Below are 24,127 nucleotides of genomic sequence, written 5' to 3'. Positions count from 1 at the left end.
TCAATATGCGTTTAAATCGGCGTAAAGATGAACGCCGCGGTTTTGGCCGTCCTCTTTGAACGCCGTGAGCAGTCCGCCCACATAGCCGCGGACCACTTTGTCGTAGCGGCCGATCAGCGTCATGTGGTAACGATAGCGGTTGTTTACCTTCCAAACGAGCGCGGGCACAGGGCCCAGCACCTGCGCAAACAGGCGCCGCCCGGTTTGCTCGACCGCCCGGCGCAGCCGCAGACAGGCGTGCTGCACCTGCTCCGGATCTATCCCCGAAAATACCAGCGTGACGATGTCGCAAAAAGGCGGGAGGCCCACGGCCTGCCGCAGGGCGATCTCATCGCGGTAAAATGCCTCGTAGTCCTGCGCGGCCGCGGCCGCGAGCACCGGATGATCCGGCGTGAATGTCTGGATAACCGCACGCCCCGGCTTCTCACCGCGCCCAGCACGGCCCACCACCTGCGTGATCAGCGAAAATGCCCGCTCGTGGGCGCGAAACTCACCGGTGTGAAGCGCCTGGTCGGCGTCCAGCACACCGACCAGCGTGACGTTTTCAAAGTCCAGCCCCTTTGTCACCATCTGCGTCCCGATGAGCAGTGGGACGCGGCCCTCGCGAAAGTGCGTCAACAATTTCGCATGCGCACCCTGCCCGGCGGTGGTGTCGGCGTCCATACGCAGCATCTCCACACCGGGGAAGAGGACACGCAGTTCCTCCTCTACTCTCTGTGTACCGGTCCCCACGGGCCGAAACGAACCGGCACAGTCCGGGCAGACGTCGGGACGTTTTTCCGAGTGGCCGCAACGGTGGCACATCAGCCGGTCGTTCGCCGCGTGGTAGGTCAGCGCGACGCTGCACCGCGGACAATGGCGCGCGGTCCCGCAACTCTCGCAGAGCAGCAGACGGTTGTAGCCCCGCCGGTTGAGAAAGAGAATACTCTGCTGCCCGGCCGTAAGATTTTTTTCGATTTCCGCGCACAACACGGCGCTGAGGGCGCCGGCGTTGCCCTCCCGGAGCTCTCGGCGCAAATCGACCATCAGCACCTGCGGCAGCGCGCGTGCGTTATAACGCGTCGGCATCTCCAAAGATACATACCGCCCGCTACGGGCAAAGAACGCGCTTTCTACAGACGGCGTGGCGCTGCCGAGCAGCAACAGGCCGCCGGAGCGCGTGCAGCGGTACTTGGCGACGTCGCGCGCGTGGTAGCGCGGCGCGTTTTCCGACTTGTAGCTGTGTTCCTGTTCCTCGTCCATGACAATGAGCTTCAGGCGTGTCAACGGAGCAAAAACCGCCGAACGGGTACCGAGCACCACATCGACGAGACCCGCGCGGATGCGTTTCCACTCGTCATACCGCTCGCCCAGCGAGAGCCCGCTGTGCAGCAGGGCCACGCGCTCGCCAAACGCGCGGGAGAACGTCTCCATGAGCTGGGGCGTCAGTACGATCTCCGGTACCATGACGATAGATTGTCCGCCCTGTTTGCCTATATGCCGAATCAGCTCAAGATAGACCGACGTCTTCCCGCTGCCCGTTACACCGAAGAGCAGCGCGCAGACCGGCCGGCCGGCGTCCGCCAGCGCGGTGAGGCGCGTCAGGGCTGCCTGCTGCCCGTCGTTCAAAACCAAGGGCGCCGCCGGTTCCCGGGAGGCGCCCGCCGGACGGCGGTATACCTCCTGTTCCTCAAACGTCACGAGACCACGCCGCGCAAGCTGTGTAAGCACGGCGGGCCGCGCGCCCGTCAGGTAGCCTATCTCGTGGGTCGACACCACCTCGGCCTCGCAGAGCAGTGTGAGCACCGCCGTCTGCATGGGGGCGCGCGCCGCCCAGGCGGCGGCCAGCGCGCGCGCGTCCTCGGACGCGATGGCAAGACGGACGCCCCGTACGGTCTTATCGCCCACGCGGCGGCGCGTCACAGTCCGCCCCTCGGCCAGGCCTTTGCCGGCCAGTGTGCGTAGCGCATCGCGGAGCGCGGCCGCGCCGCCCAGCAGGTCCTCGGCTTCGCCCAGGGACAGACGCCCCTCAGGCGCGCCGTACAGGGCCTCCAGCAGCTGCACCGCCTTCGGCAACTGGGCCAGCAGCGCCAGCGCCTCCGCGCGATCGACGCCCGGGGTGAGCGCCACCGTCTCGGCGTGCGCGTGCCACAGCCCCGCCGGGAGCATGGCGCGCGCGGCCTCGTAGCAAGTGCAGACATAACGTTCTCGCATCCACAGGGCCAGCCGTATGGCCGTCTCGTCCAGCACAGGCGCGCGGTCAAGGAGTGCGGCGATGGGCTTGGTCTTTTCCACTCGGCTCTCGCCGGCCAGCGCCAGCACAAGTCCCTCGCTGCGCCGGTTGCCTCTTCCAAACGGCACAAGCACCCGGCAGCCCGGCGCGATATCCGCGCGCATGGTCTCCGGCACCGCGTAGTCATACGGGCGGTCGATGGCAAACACGGCGTCAGCCACGGCCACACGCGCGTACCGCGCGCCGTCTCCGTCACTCATGAAGAACTTTCTGGGTGCAGCGCACGGGCGGTCAGCCGCCCTTCGGCAATCTCCTCAATGGCCAGTTTGACCGGTTTTTCGTTCAATTGGATTCCCTGCCGCTCGGCTTCCTCGGCAATCTCACGTGCCCGCGCGGCCGCGACGTTCACAAGCAGATAACGTGTGTCGATCTGGTGCATCAGTTGATTCAGCGACGGTTCCAGCATCCATGATACCTCCCAATTTCCAATGCGCTACGGCGTCTGCAAACCGACCCAGGGGAGCATCCGCGCCACGCGGCAGCGTTCGGCGCGGATGACGGCCTCAATCTGTCGGGCCGCCTTTTCCACGGAGTCATTAAAGATCACATAGTCGTAAGCGCCGATATAGTTGAATTCCTCGTGGGCGATGGCGAGACGCCGCACGATCTTCTCCTCCGGCTCGCTCCGCCGACCGCGCAGGCGTCTTTCCAATTCTTCCCAAGATGGCGGCATTAAAAACACCAACGCGGCATCCGGCCGGCGGCGCTTCACCTGCATGGCGCCCTGGACCTCGATGTCGAGCAGCGCGCACCCGCCCCGCGCCAAACATGTTTCTACCGCCGCGCGCGGCGTGCCGTAACACTGCCCCGCATATTCGGCGTATTCAAGGAACCCGTCGCGTGCGATGAGCGCCTCAAAATCTGCCCGCGGTACGAAATGGTAGTGTACACCATCCTTCTCCCCCGCGCGCGGGGGGCGCGTCGTCGAGGATACGGAAAAAAACAAAGGCTTTTCAAAGCGGTCTTTTGCGCTGAGCAATTCCCGGATCACGGTGGACTTGCCTGCGCCCGAAGGACCCGAGATGACGACCAGGACGCCCACGCCGTCACGCATCATCGGCCACGTCTTCCGCCATACCGTCCTCTTCCTCCCGCACATCCAGACGGTGCGCCACCGTCTCCGGCTGGATAGCCGACAGGATAATGTGGCCGCTATCGGCCACCAGCACCGCACGCGTGCGGCGCCCATAGGTGGCGTCGATCAGGAGTCCCTGGTCACGCGCCTCCTGGATGATCCGCTTGACGGGCGCGGACTCCGGGCTCACAATGGCGATCAGCCGTCCGGCCGACACCATGTTGCCAAAGCCTATGTTGATCAGTTTCATAGCGTCTCCTCCCGCAGCTACTCGATGTTTTGCGCCTGCTCGCGGATCTTCTCGATCTCCGATTTCATGTCCACCACCAGCCGCGCGATCTCGGCGTCGTTGCCCTTTGAGCCGATGGTGTTGGCCTCCCGATTGAACTCTTGGATCAGAAAATCCAGCTTACGGCCCACCCCGCCGCCGCCGCGGAGCAGCGCGCGCGCCTGTGCGATGTGACTATGCAGGCGCACGGTTTCCTCGTTCACCGCCACCCGATCGGCGTACAGCGCGGCCTCGGCCAGAATGCGATTTTCGTCGACCCCGACACCGTGCAGTACTTCTTGCATGCGGGCCTCCAGGCGGGTGTGGTACTCGGCCACCGTGCGAGGCGCGCGCGCCTCGATCTCGGCGATCAGCGCCTCGACAACATCGAGCCGAGACAGCATGTCCTCGGCCAGCCGCGCGCCTTCGCGCGCGCGCATCTCTAAAAACATCGCGAGGGCCTCATCCGCCGCCGCCGTCACCTCCACCAGCAACGCTTCGGCGTCGACCTCGGCCCGGCGCACGCTGAACACCTCCGGCAGGCGCGCCAACGCCATGACAGAAAGATCCTCACGCAGGCCATACCGGTCGGCCATGCCGTGCAGGGCGGACAGGTACCCCTCCAGGACAGGGGCGTTCAGGGCGATGTCCGGGGTCTCCGCGCCGCCGAAGTCCAGCATGATGTACACGTCCACCTTGCCGCGGGTCACCGCCTTCTGCACCCGGGCACGGACCGCTTCCTCAAGATAAGTAAACAGGCGCGGCGCCCGCACGGAGCAATCGTAATAGCGATGGTTGACGGAACGGATCTCGATCGTGACCGTCCTCTGCGCACCGGCGCGCTCCGCGCGGCCGTACCCCGTCATGCTGGCGATCATAGATTCAGGCCTCCCGTCTTCGATCAATGCGTTTTATTTTATACGTTTTTAAGCGTTTTGTCAACTTTTCACCGCTACCAAACTGGGCGTCTCACCACAGCCGTGCCAATCTGTCCATCAAAAGGGCAAACAGGCGGGAAAGGCCGAGGTCGTAAAACACAAAAACGGCCTCAAGCCCCGCCCACACGAACGGCCAGACGGGCCGGGCCAGCAGATCGACCCCCGGCCCCAACGCTACCGGCAGCAGCAGGACAAAGCCCGCTAGGACAAAGTTGAAAAAAAGCAGCTTCAGCAGCCACTCGATCACCCGGCTCCGCCGACGCTCACAGAAACTTTTGACCAGCGGATACGGCCCAAAGGCCGCGAGGTACAGGAGCGCCACGCTCCGCAAGGGCAACAGAAGCAGCCCCGTCAGCCCGGCCGCAAGCCATGTCACAGCGCCGGCCGCCGGTCCGTGCCGCATCACGGCCATGGCCACGGGGACGGCGGCCAGCGCACAAAATCCGAGGCGCCCGGCCGGCCAGAGGGACGCCGCCGCCAACAGGACCAGCGACAGCGCCGCCAGCAGCGCGCAAAACACCAGCCGTTTGGTATTGAGATGTGTCATCACGTCCCCCGGCATCCTCCCTGTATCCAACGCTTATATACAAGATATGTTTACGATGGTTTACGCAATACTCTATGACACTTGAATCATCTGCACACCCGGATCCGGTGTCAGCAGCAAGAGATCAGATCTCCTCCCATGCACTCACAGCAGCAATCGGCGCACAGGAGCGACGTACAACAGTCGCAGGAACTGCAGCCGCTCTGCTGTGGGTAACCGCCGTACCTCCGTCGCCCGTAAGCGTTGCCGAAGTCGGGACGTCGGTAGGCCGCACCGCGCATCTGCTCCGCAGCCTGACGGTACTCTAAATTTCCGGGGTCCTGGGCGCACGCGTATTCCATATGGCGCCTGGCCTCGTCAAACCAGCCTTTGCGGTAACAGACGCTTCCCATCAAAAAGTACCACTCCGCGTCGCGCGTGTCCATCCCCTGCAGCGCACGTTCGGCCTCGGCCACGCGTCCCGCCGTGATGTCCCGCCGTACCTTGGCATAGACCCCGCGGCCTGCCTGCGCGCCGGGGCCCGCCCAACCGCCGGCGGATGCGCGCGCGCCGCCGTTTTCCCTCTCGCGCACGATCGTGTCGTAGGCCTCGTTGATCTCCTTCATTTTCTCCTGTGCCAAATCGGCCAGGTCGTTGCCCACGTAATTGTCCGGATGATATTTGCGCGCCAAGTCCCGGTAGGCCTTTTTGATTTCGTCGTCGGAGGCCGATCGGGAGACGCCAAGTACGCCGTACGGATCTTTCATCCCATGTTCCCTTCATCTTCTGTACCGGCCGCGTCGGAGACGAACGGCCGTTTGGTCCGCGACCAGCGCCCCGAAAGCACCTGCGCCTCCGTGTGGGGCAGCCCGTCAAGGATGATGTTGGCCACGACCGGTGTGTCCGGCGTGTTCGGCAGCAGAGGCAGCGCCAGCTCCATCTCCCGCCGAGAGCACAGCGCCGTCTCGCCCAATGAGGCCCTGGCCTCCCCGGTCAGCGTCCCGTCCGCGATCCGGTAGCGGGCGGCCACCGGGTTGTACCGGTCCTTCGCCGCGTCGACCGGAAGATCTTGACACGCGTCCATCAGATAGATCCACCGGCCCAGGTGGTACAGGAGGCGTCGCAACACGCGGCGGCCGCTCTCCCCCGGCGCAAGGTCGCCCAGAGAGGCGAGCAGGCGCGCAAAGGCGTCGGCGGGCGGGTCGATGGCCGGTGTCCGGGCCTCCTCCAGGGTGCGCAGATCCGCCAGAGCGCGGACCACTTCCGCCGCCGTCTCCGGCCGCCGCGCGGCGGCCTTGCGGCACGCACCGCGGAGCAGCCACCCACCCAGCCTGGCAGCCAGTGCCGTGAGGCCGGACTCGTCTTGTACCGTGTCCTGCCACTTGTGATATGTGAGCAGCACCGTCAAGTCGGCGGCGGCACACATCGCCTCGCCGGACGCCAGACAGGGACGGCGCCGAAACGGGTGCGTCGGACAGCGCCGCCGTCCGGGGCGCGCCGGCGCCTCGTACAGCGAGAGCGCCAGCGCCAAAAACGTAAAGTCATACCCCAGCAGATAGCGCGCCTTCCAGCCGTACTCGCGCGCCAAGGTGTGACAGAGTCCGCAATAGGCCGCCCGAAAACGTTCCCAATCGACGACACGCAGCTCGCAGCGCAGCGGACGGACATAACCGAACATCTATCGCGTGCCCTCTACGGCGACGATCCGCGCCGTCACACCGCCGCGCCGGCCCAAGCGCCGGCCGCCAAGCCAAATACAGACAAGGCCGCCCGCAAACCCGGCCAGGCCTGTGAACGCCGGCGAGACGCCGATAAGCAGCGCGCCCAAGACGTACCCCGCAAAGAACAGCCCCACCGGAGCCAGGTAGACAAGCGCGGCCCATTTTAAAATTTGTTTCGTCTCCGAGCGCACCGTCACCACATCGCCTTCCCGCGCGCCCAACGGATTCGCGGCCTTCACCAGCACCCGCACGCCGTCCGCGCACAGGCCGCCGCAGGCTGCGCAGTCATGCCCGCAAGCCGAGAGCCGGCGCACCTCCACGAGGGCTGTGCGCGCGTTCAGCACTCGCTTGATTACCGCTTGCTGCTGCATACCTGTCCCCCTTTGCGTTCTCACGGCGCGCGCAGGCTGTCCACCGGCTCTTTTACGTGGTGTTTGCCGACTTCACCACATCGATGACGATCTTGTAGTCCCCCAGCACGCCCACGTCGGCGACGCCGTCGATGGACACCTGCGCCGTCACGGTCTGCTGCCCGACGATCAAATCCAAGTCCGTCAGGTCGGCCACCACGCGGATGTTGTGGGTGCTCACCAGTTCGACGGACGAGAGCGGACCGCGCACCATTGCCGGGATGCTCTGCGTGACGATGTTGATCTCATAGTCGGTTGGCGGGCGACCGCCCACGGTGGAGATGTTCTCCGTGTCGATCCGTTTCACCGTGAGGCCCGTGATGTTCACCGTGACCGTGGCGTCTGTGCTTCCGTCCACCGCCGTCGTCTCGTTCGGCGGCTTGATGGGCATTGTGCTGCGCGTGATACCGTTGGGTGTCTTCGAGAGGTCGATCACACCGAGCACAATCCGGTTCGTGTTCTCCAAAATGCCCGGGTCGCCCGTCAGGCGGATCGTCTCCGGGGACACCGTGATCTCGGCATGGCGCCGGAGCGCGCCGCCGCCCTCGATGACGTCGACCTCCAACGGCACGTCTTTCGTCATAGAGACATCCAAGATGACGGAGACCTCGCGGGTCTCCATCTCCAGCATGTCGGATACGACCGCGCTGCCGACCGAGTCGATCAGTTCAACCGGCAGCCGCAGCGTCATCGTGCGGTCGATCTCCTGCGCACTGGGCATCACTTGCGCGCGGGCGATCGTGTTCACCAGCTCGGACGGGCCGGTCACCCGAATCTGGGCCGGCTCCGGCTGCACGCGCTCCAGATTGTAATAGTTCGCCACGCCCATATTCTTTCGATCCACCTCGATGTCCAGCACGCGGGAGATGATCTTGTCGCTCGTCACCGTGACATAGGCGGGCGAACTCCAGTCGGAGGTGAGCCCGTTCACCGCCGCCGGCAGCCGGATCTCGTACTTCAAATAGTGGGGACTGGACCCCTGGACGTTCTTGAGGTCGACGATCACCTGCACATTCTGCTCGTCGCACTGCGCGAGATCGGGGCGCCGGCCCCGCAGACGCAGCGACACTGTAGTGTCGAGTCCGCTCATGATCCGCAGGTTCCGATCGGTCAGCAGCGTCTCTTCCCCCACCGGGGTGATCAGGATGTTGTTCAGCGTCTTTGTGGCCTCCGGGTCCAGGCTGACCTGGACGTACAACCAGAGGACGACCGCTGCAAACAGGGAGAGCACCCAAAACAATATGTTATGTTTTTTCAGCCACTCGATCATTTCGACAATCCCTTCCGGTTGACAATCCCTTCCGGCGCCGCGCGCCGCCTCAGCTGTTCTTTCGCATCAGCCGCTGCCACAGGCCGGACACGCCGCGGACAGGCGCCTCCTCCTCGCTCGGCATCAGCTCCTGCTTGAGAAGGAGTCCCAGCGTCTCCGGATCGAGGTGGCGCTTCAGCATGCCGCCGTCCGCCACCGAGATGGAGCCGGACTCCTCCGACACGATCACGACCAGCGCGTCGGAGTTTTCGCTCATACCGATGCCGGCGCGGTGCCGCATCCCCAGGTCACGGCTCAGGTTTTGGTTGTTTGAGAGCGGCAGCATACAGCCCGCAGCGGCCAGCCGCCCCTGGCGGATGATGACGGCCCCGTCGTGCAGCGGCGCCTTGGGAAAAAAGACATTTTTCAAAAGCTCGGCGGTCACTTCCGCGTTCAGCAGCGTGCCCGTCTTCACCACGTCGTCGAGAAGCGTCCCCCGCTCGAAGACGATCAAAGCGCCCTCCCGCCGCCACGAGAGCGTGCCGCAGGCGCCGACCGTCTGCATGATCACGCCCTCCAGGTGGCCCCGGCTCTCCCGGACAAGCAGGCCCGTCAGGTTGCCGGAGCCCATCTGCTCCAGCATCCGCCGCAGCTCCGGCTGGAAGACGACGACAAGGGCGATGAGGCCGATCTGCATTGTGTTGGCCAACACAAAACTGACCATGTGGAGATTTGAGAGCTGCACCACCCAACTGACGGCCAGCAGCAGCGCGATGCCTTTGAGAACGCGCACGCCGCTGCTTCTGCGCAAAAGCTCCATCAGCTTGTAGATGACAACGGTCATGATGAGGATATCCACCCCGTCCCAAATCGAAACCAGGGTAACGTAGCGGGAGAGATTTTGTATGATCTCCCTGATGGTCTCCATCCCGGCCTATCCTCCTTTGTCCACACCTTCCGACAGCCGCCCCCGGCGACGCGGGGCGCGCGCTACGCCCCCCTTTAATCATAACACATTTCTATCATAACACACAGCTCGGTCCCAGGGAAAGTAATTTTGTAACAATCTGGAAAATATCAGTTCGATGGGATTTTTTAGAGGTCGCTTTCAGGAACCGAACTCGTAAAACCGGCGGATACGCGCCTTATTTTCGCACATGCGGTCAAAATTCGAGAGGTACTCATAGGGGTACTTCGGATTGAACACCCGCTCGACGCGGTCGCGGGTGGGATCCACCAACTTGGTCACACCGCCGCCGCCCAAAGCAATCACCGTGTGCAGTTCCTCCATCATGCAGACATTGTAGAGCCCTACGGCGCCCGGTTTCGCCCAACCTGTATTTTCAAACTGGCCGGCCATATACTTTTGCCGGTATAGGTAGTAGCTGCGATACCGGGCTCCGGCGAGGCGGTCGTACGCGCCCGTCAGCATCGCCTCCACACCGTCCGGATCGGCGATCGGCCCATCCTCGCGCGCAAGGCGTGCGCCCCGCTTGCGGGCCAGCGTGTGGAGGGTGATGTTCTCCGGCCCCAGGGCCAGCACCTCGGCAAACGACGCGGCAAAACCCACCGGCGTGTCGCCTGGCAGCCCGGCGATGAGGTCCATGTTGACCACTGGGAACCCGGCGCGGCGGACCATCGCGTATGCCTCGCACACGTCCGCAGCCGTGTGGGGCCGCCCGATGGCCGCGAGCACCTCGTCCCTCATCGACTGCGGATTCACACTCACGCGCGTGACGCCGCGGGCGCGCAGCACGGCCAGTTTCTCCGCGTCGACGGTATCCGGCCGACCGGCCTCCACCGAATACTCCCTCAGAGCAGCCAAATCGAAATATGCGGCCAAGGCATCCGTCACGTCGCCGAGCTGCGCGGCGGAGAGCGTGGTCGGCGTTCCGCCGCCGATGTAGAGCGCGACAGGGCGCAGAGAGAGGGACCGGCAGAGCGCGCCGGCCAATTCGATCTCCCGGACAAGCGCACGGACAAACGCCGGCAGCAGCACGCCGGCTTTTTCGACGGAGTGGCTGACAAAGGTACAGTAGGCGCAGCGGGTGGGACAAAAGGGGATGCCAACGTAAAGCGATACGTCGCGCGGAGCCAGAGAGACTTCGACGGCCCGGGCCGCCTCCGCCGCCGCCAGACACAAAGAGCGCTGCCGCGGAAACACCCGGTGGCGGTCCCGCAGCATCCGGTCCGCCTGCGCCCGCGTACCGCCCGCGCGCAACACCCGCAGCGCGACGCCGGCCGGCCGGATGCCGGTCAGCGCTCCCCAGGGCGGCCGGCGGCCCGTGGCCAGGCAGGCGGCGCGGTAGAAAGACAGTTTCAGCGCGTAACGCCACGCGCGCGTGCGTTCCGCATCGCCCGCCGCCCCGGCCGGCGCATACGCCGCACCGCGCGAGACCCGCCCATCCAAGCGGATCACGGTGACGGCGGTGACCCGCACCGCGCCGCGCAGGAGGCGGGATTCGATCCCCTCCGCGTCCGGCGCCATCGGGCTCTGGCAAAACACGGGGCGTTCGTCCGGGAAAAACGTGAGCAGGCACTGTTCGACGGCGTAACGCTCCGCATGGCCGCTGAGATGCAGATTCACAGGCGGAAAGGCGGCTGCAAATAGCGATTGTCCGTCTTCTCTCGGGCGAGCGTCGTGGCCTCCTCGTGGCCTGGGTACACGACGGCGTCGCCCGGCCAGGCAGCGATCTTTGCCAAGGAGCGCCGCATGGCCTCCGCGTCGCCGCCCAACAGGTCCACCCGGCCCACGTCCCCGGCAAAGAGGGTGTCGCCGGAGAAGATCACATCCCCGCACACGATCATACAGGCGCCGCGCGCGTGTCCCGGCGTGTGGCAATAGGTGAAGCTCATGGTCCCGGCCGTCAGCTGCGTGCCGTCCTCCACGGCGCGCACATCCTCTGGCGGCCGGTATGAGAGCGGCAGACCGTAACGCCGGCCGGGGGCGACGATGCCGTCCCGGTCCAGCCGGTGGACGTACACGGGCGCGCCGGTGGCCCGTTGCAGGGCGGGCGCGCCCAAAAAGTGATCGAAATGCGCGTGCGTGATGAGGATCAAAGCGAGCGTCAGCTCTCTTTTCCGCAGCGCCTCCAAGATCTGCTCCGGCTGCCCGCCCGGATCGATCACCACCGCCGGACCGGGTGCCTCGTCCCATACGAGGTAACAATTTTCTGAAAAATGGCCGACGACCATCGTCCCGACCTGCATCCAAACCCCTCCTCTGTTTGTGCGGAGAACCGCTACTGGATCGCGCTCCGGGCCACTTCGATGACACCCTCCACGCGGCCCAGCCGGGTGATAACGTTCAGAAGCTGTTCGCCGTCGCGCACTTCCACCGTGAGGTAGACAACGGCCAGATCGTCGCCCTGGCTACGGCCGCTGATCTGACGCGCCGATACTTTGAGATTGCTGAGCGCCGTGGCAATGTCGAGGAAGAGGCCGTCTCTGTCCCGCGCGGTGACATGCAGGCCGGCCTGGTACAGGTCTTTGATCTCCTCCGACCATGTTACATGCACCCAGCGGCCCGACGCGTCCGGGGCTGCCTGGCCCTTGACGGCGTTTTCGCAGGAGGCCTTGTGTACCGACACGCCATAGCCGCGCGTGATAAAGCCGACGATATCGTCGCCGGGCACCGGCGCGCAGCAGCGAGCAAATTTAATGAGGCAGTTGTCGATCCCCTCGACAATGACACCAGAGATGGCTTTGCGGGCCTTTTTGATGTCCCGTACAAAGCGCTCCACCGTCTCCTTGTCGGTCTGCATCTGCAGTCGGTTGATGCGCACCAGTTCATCCCGAATCCGGTTCGCCGCTCGGATGGCTGTAATGCCGCCGTACCCGATGGCGGCGTAAAGCTCCTCCATGGAGCCGAAGGAGAGCCGCTTTAAAATGGCAGTCTGAGTGTCCTCCGCCGTCAGCGTGGACATAGGGATACCCACACGTTTGAGCTCCCGGTCAAACTCCTCGCGGCCCTGCGCGATGTTCTCCTCGCGGCGCTCTTTCTTGAACCACTGGCGGATCTTGTTGCGCGCCTCGTTTGTCTTGGCCAGCTTGAGCCAGTCGCGCGAGGGGCCGTGCGTATTGCCGGTCAGGATCTCGATGATGTCGCCGTTTTGCAGGTTGTAGTCGATGCTGACAATCCGTCCGTTCACCTTTGCACCCATCATCCGATTGCCCACCGCCGAGTGGATCGCGTAGGCAAAATCGACCGGCGTCGCCTTGGCGGGCAGATTGATGACATCACCGCGCGGCGTGAAGACGAAGACCTCGTCGGCAAACATGTCGATCTTCAGGCTGCGGATAAAGTCCTCGGCGTCGGTGTCCTGCTGCGCCTCCAGCAGGCGGCGCACCCATTCGAGCTTCTGTTCGATCCCAAGCTGACCCTCGACACCCTGCTTGTATTTCCAATGCGCAGCGATGCCGTACTCCGCCGTGTGGTGCATCTCCCAAGTGCGGATCTGCACCTCAAAGGGCAGCCCTTCGCGCCCAATGACCGTCGTGTGCAGGGACTGGTACATGTTTGGTTTCGGCGTGGAGATATAATCCTTGAACCGCCCGGGCATGGGCTTGTAGAGATCGTGGACAAAGCCCAGCACATTGTAACAGTCCGCCAGCTCGTCCACGATCACCCGTACGGCGTAGAGATCGTAAATCTCGAACAGAGACTTGTGCATGTTGTACATTTTGCGGTAGATGCTGTAGATGTGCTTGATGCGTCCCTCGATGTGGGCTTTGATGCCGCTCTCCGCCAATCGGTCGGCCAACCGCTCCTGCACGTGGGCCAGAAAGGACTCGTGGACCGCACTGCGCGTCGCGAGCTCGCTCGTGATCTCTTTGTAGCCGACGGGATCCAAGTTGAAGAGCGCCAGATCCTCAAGTTCCCACTTCATCTTTTGCATCCCGAGACGGTGCGCCAGTGGTGCGTAGATCTCCATCGTCTCAAGCGATTTTTCGCGGCGCTTCTGCGCGTTGTGGTACTCCAGCGTGCGCATGTTGTGCAGGCGGTCGCAGATCTTGATCAGGATGACCCGGATGTCGCGCGCCATGGCAAGAAACATCTTGCGCAGATTTTCCATCTGCTGGTCTTCCTTCGATGTGTAGGGCACGCGGGTCAGTTTCGTGACGCCGTCCACGAGATTGGCCACCGTCGCGCCGAAATTCTGTTTGATGTCGGCATATTCGAAGCCGGTGTCCTCGATGGTGTCGTGCAGCAGCGCCGCGATCACAGAGTCGAGGTCGAGCGCCAGATCGACCACAATGTGGGCGACCTCGACCGGATGTGTCACATACGGGCTGCCGTCCTTACGGAGCTGCCCCTCATGGGCGCGGGCGGCAAATTCGTACGCCGCGCGCAGACGCGCCGCGTCAACGGCGGGCGTGTTACTCTGCAGCCGCGCGAGCAGTTCTTGATAGCGCTGTTCACACAGCGCTATCACCTTGCTTTCCTCCATCCGGCTCCCCTCCTCTCGCCCGATCTCACACAATCATCATACACCCAAACGCCTGTGCCATGGACCACGGCGCGGCCACGGCGCCTCCATGGCCGGGGCCGCCGTCACGGGGCCAGCGACGCGAGAATCCGGGAGGCGGCAAGATCGACCTTCTCTTGGACAGCGGCGATCTCGATCGTGATCTCAACCCCCGCCTCCCAGCGCCGGATCAACGACAGCTCCGAAAATACGTCCAGCGCCACCGCCACTCGGCCGAAGCTCCCGGGCAGACCCGCGGCCCGCATGATCTTCCGCGCCAGCACCGCGCGCTGCTCAGTGAGCGGCGAGACGGCCGTCATCCGTTTGAGGTAGCGCCACACGGTGGCCAGTTCCTCGCGCGAGGGCCGCAGCAGCGCGGCCTCCTCCCCCGTGAGCGCACCGCCCGCCTCAAACCGGGCATACAGCGCCCGCTCCCGCTCCTCCTGCGCGCGCTCCGGCATGGCAAGGCGCATGTCGCAGAACCTGAGCTGCACCTGGGAGCGGTTTCGGAAGGTATTGATCTCTGCATGAAAGGAGAGATCCACCATGTCACCCTCAACATACCCCAGCGCCGCGGCGTCCGTACCGAAGCAGATGACGTCCAGCGAGACGCCGCCGCCCGAAACCGAGAGGCGCAGATGCCGGCCGCCGCCGACGGGCCGCACTTCTCCTAAACACATACCCTCCAGGCAGAATACAGGTGTGGGGCACCCCGTCCCATGCGGTTCCAGCCGACGGAGTTCGTCCACATGAGCCATCGTGAGCTGGCGGGGCGTCACAAACGCATCCACGATCAGCGGCCGCGCCTCAGCCGGCGTAAGCGCGCCGGCGACGCCGCAGAGCCGCTCACGGAGCGCGTCGACATGTGCCGCGGGAAGAGCAAACCCGGCGGCCTTTTCGTGTCCGCCGTAATGATCCAACAGATCGGACGCCTGTGTCAGCGCATCCACCAGATTCAGACCGCCGGCGCTGCGCGCCGACCCGCGGCCACTCTCGTCCTCCAGACAGATGAGAAAGACGGGCCGCTCGAAATGATCGGCCAGCCGAGCGGCCACAATGCCAATCACGCCTGCGTGCCAGCCGCGGCCGGCCAGCACAATGGCCGGCGGGAGCGCTTCATCCGCCAGCAGGGCCAGCGCGTCCTTGAAGATCGCGTTTTCCACCTGCCGGCGGTGGCGGTTTAAATCGCAGAGCTCGCCGGCCAGACGCGCGGCCTCGGCCGGCTCGTCCGTGAGCAGCAATTCGACGGCCGTCTGCGCCCGGCCCATGCGCCCGGCCGCGTTGAGCCGAGGCCCGAGACCGTAGCCGATCGAGTCGGCCGTGAGCCGCCCCGCCGTGAGACCTGCCTCCTGCAACAGATATCGGATCCCCAAACGGGGGCTGCTTTCTAGTAGAGAGAGCCCCCTGGCCACGAGCGCGCGGTTCTCGCCCGTCAACGGCATGATGTCAGCCACCGTGCCGAGTGCCACGAGGTCGCCGTAGCGCGCCAGCACCTCCGCCGCGGCCACGGGCGCCTCCAGCGCACAAAGGAGCTTGAAGGCGACGCCGACGCCCGCCAAAGCGGACGGGTAGCCGCAGTCCGGTCGGCAGGGGTTGACGACGGCGCAGACGTCTGGGAGCATCTCCCGGCACTGGTGATGATCCGTGATTACGAGATCGAGGCCAAGCGCCCGGGCGGCCTCGGCCTCGGCGACGGCCGTCACGCCGGTGTCCACCGTGACGACCAGACTCACGCCCTGTTCGCGCAGCTGTGCGAGCCCGGGGACATTCAGTCCGTACCCCTCCTCAAGCCGGTCGGGGACATACCAGATTACGCGAGCCCCCCGCGCGCGTAGCGCATGCGTGAACAGCGCGGTCGCGGTGATGCCGTCTACATCGTAGTCGCCGTACACCGCCATGCACTCCTCCGCCGCAAGCCCCTGCCGGATACGCGCCACGGCACGGTCCATATCGCGCAGTAAAAAGGGATCTGGCAGCGCGGCGAGGTCCGTTGACAAAAATGCGTCGGCCTCCGTGGGCGCCGCACAGCCCCGCGCGCAGAGCACGCGCGCCAGCAGCGGTCCGTACCCCGCCGCCTCCAATCTCTCCACCGACCGATCGTCCGCCGGCCGGCCGGTCCACGCCTGATATTTCATGGATATCTGTTTCCTCTTCCCCATCTGTAATTTGTTTATTATACCAAGCAATCGGGCAAAGAGCAAGAGAGGGCCGCGTTTTTTGGGCGCGGCCTTTTGGGGGCACGCCAAACAGAACATTGAATTTCTCCGACGCCTTGCGTATAATAGAAGAAACCGGGGCACCCGCTCCGGACCTTTTGAGACCGGTTGAGGTGAAGCATGACTCCTTCGTTTGACGCATACCTCCGCGCGTTCCGGGGCGTTTCGGTGGCCGTGCTCGGCATCGGCGTCAGCAACACGCCGCTCATCCGCCTGCTGGCGGACGCCGGCGCGCACGTGACCGCCTGCGACCGAAAGACGCGTGCGGCACTCGGACCTGTTGCGGACGAACTCGCGGCGCTGGGCGTCGAGCTGCGCTGCGGACCCGACTACCTGGCGCATCTCACACAGCAGCGCATCTATCGCACGCCGGGGATGCGCCCCGACCTGCCGGCCCTCGTACGCGCCCGCGAAAACGGCGCCGTCGTCACCTCGGAGATCGAGGACTTTCTGTCCGTCTGCCCCTGCCCCGTCATCGGCGTGACCGGCAGCGACGGAAAGACGACGACTACCTCGCTGATCGCGGAGATGCTTCGCGCCGAGGGTATGACCGTCCACTTGGGCGGCAACATCGGCCGGCCGCTGCTCGCCGACACCGGCCGCATGACCCCGGGCGACACGGCGGTGCTGGAATTGTCGTCCTTTCAACTGATGACCCTATCTACGAGTCCCGCCACAGCGGTGATCACCAATGTGACGCCGAACCATCTCGACGTCCATCTCTCGATGGAGGAATATATGCAGGCCAAGGAGAACATCTTCCGCCACCAGGACAAAAGCGGGCTGGTCGTCTTAAACGCCGATTGTGCGCATACGCGGACCATGGCCCAGGCGGCCCCGGGCCGGGCGCGCCTCTTCTCTCGAACCGCGCCGCTGCCGGAGGGTGTGTCGCTTCAGGACGGCACGCTCGTCGTCCGAGAGGACGGCCGGTGCGAACGCCTGTTTGCCGCACGGGAAATCCGCCTGCCCGGGACGCACAATGTGGAAAATTATCTGGCGGCCTGCGCCGCGCTGTACGGACGTGTGCGCCCGGAGGTCATGGCGCGGATCGCCCGGGATTTCGCCGGCGTACCGCATCGGATCGAACTCGTCGCGGAGGTCGGCGGCGTGCGCTGCTACAACGACTCCATCGCCTCCAGCCCCACCCGAACGCTAGCCGGGCTGCGCGCGTTCACACAAAAGGTGATTCTCATCGCAGGCGGGTACGACAAGCACATCCCGTTTGACGACGTGGGACCGGCGGCGGCGGCGCATGTAAAGTCGCTTATCCTCATCGGCGCCACGGCGGGGACGATTCGCGCCGCCGTGGCGGGTGTGCCCGGCGCACCGCCCATCGCCGACGCCGGGGAACTCGCGCGGGCGGTGGAGATGGCCTTTGCGCAGGCGGAGCCCGGCGACATCATCCTGCTCTCACCAGCCTGCGCCTCGTTTGACCAGTTCCCCAACTTCGAGGCGCGCGGGAATCGATTCAAAGAGCTGGTGCTCGCCCGAGCGATGGCCCGCCGGTCGGGAACGGAGGCGCTCGTATGACGGATCTGCTGACGACACTCTCAGAGCTTACCGCTTGGCCGGGGCCGGCCGGCCGGGAAAGCCCGGTCGTACGCGGCGCCGCGGCACTGCTGGCCCCACTGGTAAACAGCGTGGAAATCGATCGGCTTGGCAGCCTGATCGGTCAGAAGCGTTGCGGCCGGCCGGGGGCGCCTCTGCTTTTGTTGGACGCCCATCTGGACGAGGTCGGTTTTGTCGTCACAGGCCGCGCGCAGGGCTTTTTGCGCTTTCGCACGGTGGGCGGCATCGACCCGCGCATCCTGCCGAACCAAGTCGTACGCCTGTTGGGTAGCCCGCCCGGCTCCGGGCTCGTCACCTGCCTGCCTCCTCACCTGCAGGGGACGGGCGACGTGCGCATGACACCGGTGCAGGACCTGTTTATCGATACCGGCTTCGCGGAGGCCGAAGCGGCGCGCCGGTTTCCGGCGGGCACGTTCGGCGTCTTCGACGCGGACTGTTTTCCGCTCGGCGGCGGGCAATACACCGGCCGCGCGCTGGACGACAGGGCCGGATTTGCCGTGTTGCTGCGCGCGTTGGCCCTTTTGGGGGACGCCCCGTGCGCCGTGGACCTCGCGGTGTGCGGCAGCGTGCAGGAGGAGGCGGGGTTTCAGGGCGCGCGCGCGGCGGCCTTCGGCCTGCGGCCGGACGCCTGCATCGCGGTGGATGTAACCCACGCGCACACGCCGGACGCCCCGCGCACGCGCACATTCGCGCCCGGCGGCGGGCCGTGCATCGGCGTGGGTCCCAACTGCGACCGCCGCCTGGCGGCAGCGCTGACCGCGCAGGCGCGGGCGCGGGAGATTCCCTTTCAAATCGAGGCGATGGAGGGTTCCAGCGGTACGAACGGGTGGGTACTGCAGATCGCCGGCGCGGGCGCCGCGACGGCCGTGCTGTCGGTGCCGCTCAAGTACATGCACACCCCCGTCGAGACGCTCCGCCTGGACGATCTGGAGAACACCGCGCGCCTCCTTTGCGCTCTCCTCTCATCCCCCGAACTGGAGGATTGCCTGCCGGCACAGAGCCGCCGGCAGAGGCAAGGTTGATTGAAACGTCCATTTTTCCACAAAACGCCGGGCAGGCGCGAGGTGAAAACATGATTGCATTGGTCAAGGCACTCTGCGCGCTGGACGGCGTTTCCGGCTGGGAAGACGAGGTACGCGACGCAATCCGCCGGCGGGTCGCTCCCCACGCCGATGAGATCCGCGAGGACGCGCTCGGCAACCTGATGGTTTTTCGGCGCGGCGTACGGCCGGACGGCCGGACACTCATGCTCTGCGCCCATATGGACGAGGTAGGTTTTCTTGTCAAGCAGATCACCGACGAGGGGTACCTGCGCTTCGGCTGTATCGGCGGGTTCGACCGGCGCGTCCTCCCGGGGCGCCGCGTCTCGGTCGGGCCGGACAAACACCCGGGGGTGATCGGTCTCAAGGCCTACCACTTGCGCGACCGCGAGGGGGAGGAAAAACCCCCAAAAGTCGAGGATCTCTACATCGATCTTGGCGCGCGCGACCGGGCGGAGGCCGAGACGATGGCCGCGCCGGGCGACGTGTGCGCCTTCCACAGCCCGCCAGCGGACTTCGGGGATGGGTGGATCCGGGCCAAGGCGCTGGATGACCGGGCTGGCTGCGCCTGCCTGATCCGGCTTCTGACCGAGACGCGCCCGGCGCTCGACACCTGGACGGTCTTTACGGTCCAGGAAGAGGTCGGCGCCCGAGGCGCGCACGCGGCGGGCCAGGCTCTTGCCCCTGATCTCGCCGTGGTGGTGGAGAGCACCACGGCGGCCGAACAGCCGGACCTGCCGCCGCACAAGCAGGTCTGCCGCCTGGGCGGCGGTGCGGTCATCCCCGTCATGGACCGGGGTGCGGTATACGATGCGGCCTTGGTACGGCGGCTGATTGCGGCGGCTGAGACTGCCGGCGTTCTGTGGCAATATAAGGAATTTCTGGCCGGCGGTACGGACGCGGGCGCGCTTCACCTCAGCCGGTGCGGCGTGCCAACCGCCGCGCTGGCCCTGCCAGTGCGCTACCTGCACAGTGCCCACTCCCTGGCGGACACCGCCGATCTCACACATCTCTACACCCTTTTGTGCACATTCATTGCACAGCTGCCGGCGTCGTCATGACACGGCCACTCATCAAATACCGGAATAAGATATCTAAATATTACCATTTTGATTCGATCAAACTGGAGGCGGATGTTATGGCAGAGACAGCGGGGATACCGGAGATCACAAAAACCTTGCAGGCGCTGGCGGGCATTGTCGGGGTGTCGGGCGGCGAAGGCGAAGTCGCCCGGGCGATCTCGGCGCTGGCGGCCGCCCATGCGGATGAAATCCGCACGGACGCGCTCGGCAATGTGATCGCCCGCCGGCGCGGTCCGGGCCCGCACCTCATGTTGTCCGCCCGCATGGACACCGTCGGCCTGCTCGTCACACATGTCGACGCGGCGGGGTTTGCGCGCGTGGCCCCCGTGGGCGCGCTGCCTCTGTTCCACGCACTGGGCCGCGTGTTTGTGCTGGAGGACGGCGTGTGCGGCGTCCTGGCTCACGAGGGAAAGATTGCGCCGAAGGACGTTTCTTGGGAACATTGCTATCTCGATTTCGGCATAGCCGGCCGCACCGACTCGGTGCAGGTCGGGGACCGCGCCGCGTATGCGGCGGAGCGCTTTGTGACAGACAGTCGGATCATCTCGCCCGGCCTGAGCGGCCGCGCCGGCTGTGCGGTGCTGCTGCACGTGTTGGCGCAGAAGCGGCGGCCGGCGTGCGACCTCTCCTTTGTGTTTACGGTTCAGGGGGCGCTCGGTGCGCGCGGGGCTCGCACAGCGGCCTATGCGCTCGCGCCGGCGTGGGCCGTCTCTGTCGGCGTCTCCGAGGCCGGCGACACGCCGGAGAGCACCTGCAAAAACGACGTGACGCTGGGCGGCGGCGCTTCCCTCCGGGTGATGGACGACACGTTGATCACACCCGCCCATCTGGTGCGCCTTCTGGAGGACACGGCCCGGACACACCGGATTCCCCTCCAACGGGCCGTGCCGACGCAGGGCGGTTCCGACGCCGGCGCCGTCCTCGCCTCCCGAGCCGGCGTGCCAGCGGGGGCTGTCGATATCCCGGTCCGCTACGCGCACACGGCGGCCGAAATGGCCGACCTGCGCGACCTTGCATCGTGCGCCGCCCTGATCGCCGCTCTGCCGACTGCATTTTCTTCCCTAAAAAGCGAGGAAAATAGCGGAAATGGTTTGACAAAGCGCCTTTAGGCGTGATATGATAACCACGAAATAGGTGCCTAAACAAAAAGGGCACGGTGCGGATTCATAATCGGGCGCCTTTAGCAAACTTCTGCCAAATGAAGCGCCGGGCTCAAAGTTTTTCAAGGTACCCAATCACTCAACTCGACAGGAGGGGAGACAGTGGATTATTCGAACGACCCAAACAAGCAGAATAACCCCTACGGCAACCCCGAGCAGCCGCCTCAGCCGGGGCCGTCTTACCAGACACAACCCCCCCACCAAGGGCAGCCGCCCTATCAAGAACAGCCGCCTTATCAGGCGCAGCCGCCCTATCAAGAGCAGCCGCCCTATCAGGCGCAGCAACCCTATCAAGAGCAGCCGCCCTATCAGGCGCAGCAACCCTATCAGGAACAGCCGCCCTATCAGGCGCAGCAACCCTATCAAGAGCAGCCGTCCTATCAGGCGCAGCAACCCTATCAGGAACAGCCGCCCTATCAGGCGCAGCAACCTCATCAGGAACAGCCGCCCTATCAGGCGCAACAACCCTATCAGGGCCAGCCGCCTTATCAGCAACCGCCTTACCAAGGTCAGCCGCCTTATCAGGGGCAAGCCTATCAGCCCCCGTATCAGCAGGACGCTGGGTCAGCGTATCCGCCGCTCTATGACGCCCAGTCAGAGCAGGCGCCGGGACATGGCATGGGCGTCGCCTCGTTGGTTCTTGGCATCATCTCATTGGTGCTCGCGTGGGTTGGCTGGGTCAACATCATCGCCATTGTCATGTCCGTCGTCGGTCTTATTTTGGCCATCAACGCGCGGAAAAAGAACGCTGCCGTGGGTGCGTCGAGCGGTGTCGCCACCGGCGGCCTCATCTGCAATATTATCGCGTTGGGGCTTGCTGTGCTCGTCTTTGTAACCTGCACGCTCTGCCTGACCGCTATCGGCAGTTCCATGGGTGGTTTTCCTGATTTTTGGGATTATTGATCGATACCGCTGCTCCGACGGCGTTTCTTTTCGGTGCGGCAGATCGTGCTTCGGGCAAGTACATCCGGATGATCTTTTTGCAAACACCGGTTCCGTTCCGGGTCATACGCCGGGCGGAACCGTGTTGTTTATTTGGGCCCGGCCGAACACGCTGCGGCCGCGGGACGGAGGTGTGCGCACATGCACCCGTTTTTGTCCTTGTTCGGGCGCCAGATCTCGTCCTACGGGCTCATGGCGGTCCTCGGCGGCGCATTGGCGGGCGTTCTGGCGCTGCTGCGCTGCCGACGCCTCGCCTTCCCGCGGGCGGACGCCGTGAATCTCTTTGTCCTGTGCATCGTCGGCGCACTCGCCGGGGCTAAGCTGACCTTCCTGCTCACGAACATCCCCCGGGCGATGCGCCACTGGGATCTTGTAGTCGCGCACCCGTGGGAGTCTTTTCTTACTCTGAGCGGCGGGTTGGTCTTTTACGGCGGCGTCATCGGCGGCTTTTTGGCGGCCCTGTGGTACCTCCGCCGGTTCCGGCTCCCTTTTACCACGGCGGCCGATCTGTTTGCGCCTGCCATTCCCGCCGGGCACATGCTGGGCCGGGTAGGTTGTTTTCTGGGCGGCTGCTGTTACGGCATAGAAGTGTCGTGGGGGCCTGTCTTTAGGCATTCGCCGCTGCTTGAGGCCAACGGCGTGGCGCGCCTGCCGGTGCAGCTCTTCGAGGCCGCCGGCAACCTGTTGATCTGTCTGGTCCTGCTGTGGTACGAACGCCGGCCGCATGTCCCGGGGCATACACTGGCGCTGTATCTCCTGCTTTACGCGCCGCTGCGGTTCACACTGGAATTCTTCCGCGGCGACGCCGTCCGCGGCTTTGCTTTTGGGGTGTCCACCTCCCAGTGGATCAGCGTACTGCTCTTTGCGGCGGGTCTTTTCTGGCTGTCGCGGCGCGTGCCTGTCTCTCCCGGGCCGGCGGAACTGTTCGGAGCCCCGCTCTCCCTCTGACGTCGTGTTTTGTATAGTGTACCCAAATCTGACGAATACTAGGGATTACGGCCGCGCGCTCGGCATGAACTGGGTGCAGTGCCGCGACGGACACCAGCCGGCGGTCCGGCCGCCCGTCCGGCGCGTGGACGACAATCAACATCAGGAGGGTTCCGGATCGTGAAAGCCACAGGCATCGTCAGACGCATAGACGACTTGGGACGGGTAGTGATCCCCAAGGAAATTCGCAGAACTATGCGCATCCGCGAGGGAGACCCGTTGGAGATCTATACCGACAAGGAAGGCGGCGTTATCTTTCGAAAATATTCCCCGATGGGCGAGATGTCCGATTTTGCCGCACAGATCTGTGAGACGCTGCACAAGATCAGCGGATTTATGACCGCCGTCACCGACAGGGACACGGTGATCGCCGTGTCCGGACCGGCCAAACGCGAGATGGTAGACAAACGCCTGAGCGAGGGCGTGGAACAGATCATGGAGGAACGTCAGACCTACCGCTGTCAGCAGGGGGACGCCAAAGTGCCGGTCCTTGAGGGACACGAAAAATACCATGTGGGCGTCGCGGCTCCGATTTTGGCAGAGGGCGACGTGTCTGGCTGCGTGCTGCTCCTCGTCCTGACGAGTGATGCCCCGGCGACCATGGGGGACACGGAATCCAAGCTCACCCAAGTCGCGGCGGGCTTTCTGGGCCGGCAGATGGAAGTGTAACCCTGACGCCGCCGCCAGGGTTACGGAAGACATCCTCGGGAAATCTTTTGACTTTTGCCCAGGCGGCTGGTACAATATTGGGTGCGAGTAAGCCGGGCAGTCGCGTGTGCAGCGCCGAAAGGCCGCGCACGAGGAAAGTCCGAGCTCCATAGGGCAAGGATAACGGGTAACGCCCGCCGGAGGCGACTCCAGGAATAGTGCAACAGAGATATACCGCCTGGTGGCTGCCGGCGACTTTGCCGGCGGCCGTCCGGGTAAGGGTGGAAAGGCGAGGTAAGAGCTCACCGGCGCCCGGGAGACCGGGCGGCCCTGTAAACTCTATCCGGAGCAACACCGCTCAGTGGGACGCAAGGCTGGCCCGGCCGTCCCCACAGGTGGCTGGAGCCATGCGGCAACGCGTGGCCTAGATAGATGACTGTTCAAGACAGAACTCGGCTTACAGACTTACTCGCCGGCCGCGCGCGGGGGGCTTTTGTCCCCCGCGCGCGGTGTCGAAACAGGTGGCGCGCCGTCTCCGGTTCAAGTGTCGGAAGTG

The 24,127-nt window shown here is 64.8% G+C and carries 22 protein-coding genes and 1 other RNA gene; 8 read left to right on the top strand and 15 right to left on the bottom strand.

Features of this window, described 5'->3' with window-relative positions:
- The 15 genes from priA to recJ form a co-directional block, all read right to left on the bottom strand.
- Complete coding sequence (gene priA, locus LBK75_01930; GenBank protein ID MDR1157055.1) at positions 1-2,472, bottom strand: primosomal protein N'; 2,472 nt, start codon at positions 2,470-2,472, stop codon at positions 1-3.
- Positions 2,469-2,678 carry a DNA-directed RNA polymerase subunit omega gene (gene rpoZ / locus LBK75_01925; protein ID MDR1157054.1) on the bottom strand — a complete coding sequence of 70 codons (210 nt, stop codon included), beginning with the start codon at positions 2,676-2,678 and terminating at the stop codon, positions 2,469-2,471. Before rpoZ ends, priA begins: the two co-directional genes overlap by 4 nt.
- A 27-nt stretch (positions 2,679-2,705) precedes the next feature.
- A complete protein-coding gene (gene gmk, locus LBK75_01920; protein MDR1157053.1) occupies positions 2,706-3,329 on the bottom strand; it encodes a guanylate kinase in 624 nt (207 codons plus the stop codon).
- The gene (locus tag LBK75_01915) at positions 3,319-3,597 is read right to left on the bottom strand and encodes a DUF370 domain-containing protein (protein ID MDR1157052.1); all 279 of its coding nucleotides are present in this window, start codon (positions 3,595-3,597) and stop codon (positions 3,319-3,321) included. Before LBK75_01915 ends, gmk begins: the two co-directional genes overlap by 11 nt.
- Positions 3,598-3,614: 17 nt before the next feature.
- Positions 3,615-4,493, bottom strand: a complete 879-nt coding sequence (locus LBK75_01910) for a YicC family protein (GenBank protein MDR1157051.1) — start codon at positions 4,491-4,493, stop codon at positions 3,615-3,617.
- Between the two features lie 91 nt (positions 4,494-4,584).
- Positions 4,585-5,103: a hypothetical protein gene (locus tag LBK75_01905; GenBank protein ID MDR1157050.1), complete on the bottom strand. Its 519-nt coding sequence runs from the start codon at positions 5,101-5,103 to the stop codon at positions 4,585-4,587.
- Between the two features lie 107 nt (positions 5,104-5,210).
- Entirely contained in the window at positions 5,211-5,846 is a 636-nt protein-coding gene (locus LBK75_01900; GenBank protein ID MDR1157049.1) for a J domain-containing protein, read from the bottom strand.
- On the bottom strand, positions 5,843-6,757 hold the full coding sequence (locus tag LBK75_01895) for a DUF5685 family protein (protein MDR1157048.1): 915 nt from the start codon (positions 6,755-6,757) through the stop codon (positions 5,843-5,845). The genes LBK75_01900 and LBK75_01895 overlap by 4 nt, the downstream gene beginning before the upstream one ends.
- Positions 6,758-7,171 (bottom strand): SoxR reducing system RseC family protein, encoded by a 414-nt coding sequence (locus LBK75_01890; protein ID MDR1157047.1) that lies wholly within the window; start codon positions 7,169-7,171, stop codon positions 6,758-6,760.
- Between the two features lie 52 nt (positions 7,172-7,223).
- Positions 7,224-8,480, bottom strand: a complete 1,257-nt coding sequence (locus LBK75_01885) for a hypothetical protein (protein MDR1157046.1) — start codon at positions 8,478-8,480, stop codon at positions 7,224-7,226.
- Between the two features lie 49 nt (positions 8,481-8,529).
- Positions 8,530-9,387 carry a diadenylate cyclase CdaA gene (gene cdaA, locus LBK75_01880; protein MDR1157045.1) on the bottom strand — a complete coding sequence of 286 codons (858 nt, stop codon included), beginning with the start codon at positions 9,385-9,387 and terminating at the stop codon, positions 8,530-8,532.
- 180 nt (positions 9,388-9,567) lie between these two features.
- A complete protein-coding gene (gene hemZ / locus LBK75_01875) occupies positions 9,568-11,046 on the bottom strand; it encodes a coproporphyrinogen dehydrogenase HemZ (protein MDR1157044.1) in 1,479 nt (492 codons plus the stop codon).
- Positions 11,043-11,669, bottom strand: a complete 627-nt coding sequence (locus LBK75_01870) for an MBL fold metallo-hydrolase (protein ID MDR1157043.1) — start codon at positions 11,667-11,669, stop codon at positions 11,043-11,045. Before LBK75_01870 ends, hemZ begins: the two co-directional genes overlap by 4 nt.
- A gap of 32 nt (positions 11,670-11,701) precedes the next feature.
- Positions 11,702-13,909, bottom strand: a complete 2,208-nt coding sequence (locus LBK75_01865) for a bifunctional (p)ppGpp synthetase/guanosine-3',5'-bis(diphosphate) 3'-pyrophosphohydrolase (GenBank protein MDR1157042.1) — start codon at positions 13,907-13,909, stop codon at positions 11,702-11,704.
- A 104-nt stretch (positions 13,910-14,013) separates the two neighbouring features.
- Positions 14,014-16,062: a single-stranded-DNA-specific exonuclease RecJ gene (recJ, locus tag LBK75_01860; GenBank protein MDR1157041.1), complete on the bottom strand. Its 2,049-nt coding sequence runs from the start codon at positions 16,060-16,062 to the stop codon at positions 14,014-14,016.
- 201 nt (positions 16,063-16,263) lie between these two features.
- Here recJ and murD point away from each other — a divergent pair, with 201 nt between their 5' ends.
- The 8 genes from murD to rnpB all read left to right on the top strand — a co-directional run bounded on the left by murD (position 16,264) and on the right by rnpB (position 24,047).
- Complete coding sequence (gene murD / locus LBK75_01855; GenBank protein MDR1157040.1) at positions 16,264-17,673, top strand: UDP-N-acetylmuramoyl-L-alanine--D-glutamate ligase; 1,410 nt, start codon at positions 16,264-16,266, stop codon at positions 17,671-17,673.
- Positions 17,670-18,734, top strand: a complete 1,065-nt coding sequence (locus LBK75_01850; GenBank protein ID MDR1157039.1) for a M20/M25/M40 family metallo-hydrolase — start codon at positions 17,670-17,672, stop codon at positions 18,732-18,734. The genes murD and LBK75_01850 overlap by 4 nt, the downstream gene beginning before the upstream one ends.
- 50 nt (positions 18,735-18,784) lie before the next feature.
- Positions 18,785-19,813, top strand: coding sequence for a M42 family metallopeptidase (locus LBK75_01845; protein ID MDR1157038.1), 1,029 nt, complete (start codon positions 18,785-18,787; stop codon positions 19,811-19,813).
- Positions 19,814-19,890: 77 nt separating this feature from the next.
- Positions 19,891-20,943 carry a M42 family peptidase gene (locus LBK75_01840; protein ID MDR1157037.1) on the top strand — a complete coding sequence of 351 codons (1,053 nt, stop codon included), beginning with the start codon at positions 19,891-19,893 and terminating at the stop codon, positions 20,941-20,943.
- 153 nt (positions 20,944-21,096) lie between these two features.
- Positions 21,097-21,897: a hypothetical protein gene (locus LBK75_01835; protein MDR1157036.1), complete on the top strand. Its 801-nt coding sequence runs from the start codon at positions 21,097-21,099 to the stop codon at positions 21,895-21,897.
- A gap of 180 nt (positions 21,898-22,077) precedes the next feature.
- The gene (locus LBK75_01830) at positions 22,078-22,884 is read left to right on the top strand and encodes a prolipoprotein diacylglyceryl transferase (GenBank protein ID MDR1157035.1); all 807 of its coding nucleotides are present in this window, start codon (positions 22,078-22,080) and stop codon (positions 22,882-22,884) included.
- Between the two features lie 159 nt (positions 22,885-23,043).
- Positions 23,044-23,592 carry an AbrB/MazE/SpoVT family DNA-binding domain-containing protein gene (locus tag LBK75_01825; GenBank protein ID MDR1157034.1) on the top strand — a complete coding sequence of 183 codons (549 nt, stop codon included), beginning with the start codon at positions 23,044-23,046 and terminating at the stop codon, positions 23,590-23,592.
- 84 nt (positions 23,593-23,676) lie between these two features.
- Positions 23,677-24,047: RNase P RNA component class A (gene rnpB / locus LBK75_01820), an RNA gene on the top strand.
- Positions 24,048-24,127: the final 80 nt, after the last annotated feature.

It is taken from the genome of Oscillospiraceae bacterium (assembly GCA_031265355.1).
Taxonomy (GTDB): Bacteria; Bacillota; Clostridia; order Oscillospirales; family UBA929; genus JAIRTA01.
This window is presented reverse-complemented; position numbering and strand designations above follow the sequence as displayed.